Origin of the sequence: Mesorhizobium sp. M5C.F.Ca.ET.164.01.1.1, from assembly GCF_004792125.1 — a bacterium.
GTDB lineage: Bacteria > Pseudomonadota > Alphaproteobacteria > Rhizobiales > Rhizobiaceae > Mesorhizobium > Mesorhizobium wenxiniae.
In genome coordinates this window covers 1-288 of record NZ_SRTG01000560.1, presented here as the reverse complement: position 1 = coordinate 288, position 288 = coordinate 1, and the positions used below count along the sequence as shown (strand labels likewise).

At 52.4% G+C, this 288-nt stretch carries 1 tRNA gene; it reads left to right on the top strand.

Annotated elements, in window-relative coordinates:
• The first annotated feature begins 4 nt into the window (after positions 1 to 4).
• Positions 5 to 94, top strand: a tRNA-Ser gene (locus tag EN807_RS34740).
• Positions 95 to 288: the final 194 nt, after the last annotated feature.

Sequence of the window (288 nt, the reverse complement as noted above, 5' to 3'; positions counted from 1 at the left end):
CCGCGGAGAGGTGGCAGAGTGGTCGAATGCACCGCACTCGAAATGCGGCATGCTCGCAAGGGCATCGGGGGTTCGAATCCCTCCCTCTCCGCCATTTAGCTTCCATAATAATCGTTTCCTTTCAAAAGCTTCCTTGTTGCGCTTGACCAGCGCGAAGCGAAACTTATCTTAGACTGTGTAACAAACTGTGTAACATTAGAGAAAGATAATGCGACGTTCCGCAGCGCCAAAGCCGCATAAACGTGAAGGCATCTGGTATCTCGTCCGCAGGGTGCCGAAGGAATTCGC